2 protein-coding genes are annotated in these 1,689 nt (G+C 47.4%); both read right to left on the bottom strand.

What is annotated here, in order from left to right; all coding sequences use genetic code 11:
• The coding region (locus tag STRDD11_RS00475; RefSeq protein ID WP_164828322.1) for a cysteine hydrolase family protein at positions 1–334 on the bottom strand (334 nt) is incomplete at its 3' end.
• A complete protein-coding gene (gene codY, locus STRDD11_RS00480) occupies positions 334–1,122 on the bottom strand; it encodes a GTP-sensing pleiotropic transcriptional regulator CodY (RefSeq protein ID WP_128834318.1) in 789 nt (262 codons plus the stop codon). The genes codY and STRDD11_RS00475, both read right to left, overlap by 1 nt.
• Between the last annotated feature and the right edge of the window lie 567 nt (positions 1,123–1,689).

The following is a 1,689-nucleotide window of genomic DNA, read 5'->3' on the forward strand; positions in this document are numbered from 1 at the left end:
TGCCTGAAAAGGCAGAATAATGGCGCTTATCCATCCAAAAGACCCGCTCATCCTGCTGGTGTGTCCCATAGAAATCAGCCAGAGGACCATAAAGATTTCGCCCGCTCGTTCCCTTGATATTATGCGGCGGAAAGAGGCGGCTTTCTGGATGAAAAGCATCCTTTTCATCATGGGCATCAATGGCAAAGAAGATGTAATCCCCCCGCTCAAAGGCTGCCTCTGTCACCCGGGCAATCCCCTCAGAGATGGCCTGAGCCGGCGCACCCGCCGTCAGCTGGCCCTCGTCAGCTACAAAATCAACTGTGTAATCAATGGAAATCAGCGCTTTTGCCATCAGTAGTCCCTCTTTTTAATTTCCTCAAAGACATCGGGAATCAGCACTTTCAGATAGGTTCCCTTCATCCCCAGTGAACGGCTCTCGATAATCCCGGCACTTTCCAGCTTGCGCAGGGCATTGACAATCACCGAACGGGTAATGCCAATCCGATCCGCAATCACAGAAGCAGTCAGCTGGCCTTCATTGCCCTTCAGCTCACTTAAAATAGCTGAGACGGCCCGCAGTTCCGAGTAAGACAGGGTATTGACCGCCATGGTCACCGCCGTCCGGCGGCGGATATTCTTCTCGTCCTCTTCCCGCTGGAAGTTGAGCAGCTGAATGCCGACCACCGTGCTGGCAATCTCTACCAAAATCAGGTCATCATCATCAAATTCCTTATCGTTGCGCCAGATAATCAGTGAGCCCAGACGAATCCCAGAGACATGAATAGGGGCAATCGTTGTCAGCCCTTCAGGAAATTCATTCTTGGTTTCCACTGGAAAAATGGTCAAGTCATGAGCAACCGGCAGATTGGCCTCTGTTTCATAGACCATATTCGCTTCATGGACATACTCCTCCGGGAAATTCTTATCCTGGAAAAAGGCTTCTACGCGGTCATTGTTGGTCTTGTAGCGCATGAAATACCCCAGCAGCCGGCCCTTGCTGTTGATAATGCAGGCATTGCAGTGGATAATATCTGCCAGCTGGCGCGTAATGGCGTTATAGGGCAGCTCCTCCTGCAGCTGCTCCTCCGAGCGCTTCAAGATGGATGTAATTTTTCTTGTCTTTTCTAATAAATTGGCCATACATTTACCTCATATTTAATAGTTTCATTATAACATAATGCCGTCTGAATTTCAATAATTATCTGAAAATTGTTTATTGAAAAACAATTGCCTACAATTCAGGCGATGCAGCTTGTCTGATACTCATTTTGCCTGATTGGAAACGGTATATCGTCAACTGGTTTATCTTTTATTACTTTGCTAGCTCGCCTTGCTTTAACAGTCCGAGGGAGTGAGAGTAGGACAGACTCAGCCCGAACCTAGAAACAAGATAGTGAGGTAGAAAGGTTGTAGATGAGGAGGCTGAGACAGACTCCCATGATGGCTGCGCCCTCACCCACAGAGGGATGGATCTTTTGGAAGATACCGTATAAAAAGTCTTTCAGTCTCGCTTTGTTTTGGAAAAAAACTCTTGACGCGGTAGCTGATTGCTCAAAAGCTCCAGTGGAGGTTTTGAGGTTATAGATAAAGCTTCTGAGAGGAAGCAACAAAAGCACTGCTTTGAGGTTATGGATGAAACATCCGTTAGGATGTGTCAAGACTGTTCGTCTTTTAGACTCCAAAAAGTTCCTGCATTGAGGAAAACTC

It is taken from the genome of Streptococcus sp. DD11 (assembly GCF_001578865.1).
Taxonomy (GTDB): domain Bacteria; phylum Bacillota; class Bacilli; order Lactobacillales; family Streptococcaceae; genus Streptococcus; species Streptococcus panodentis.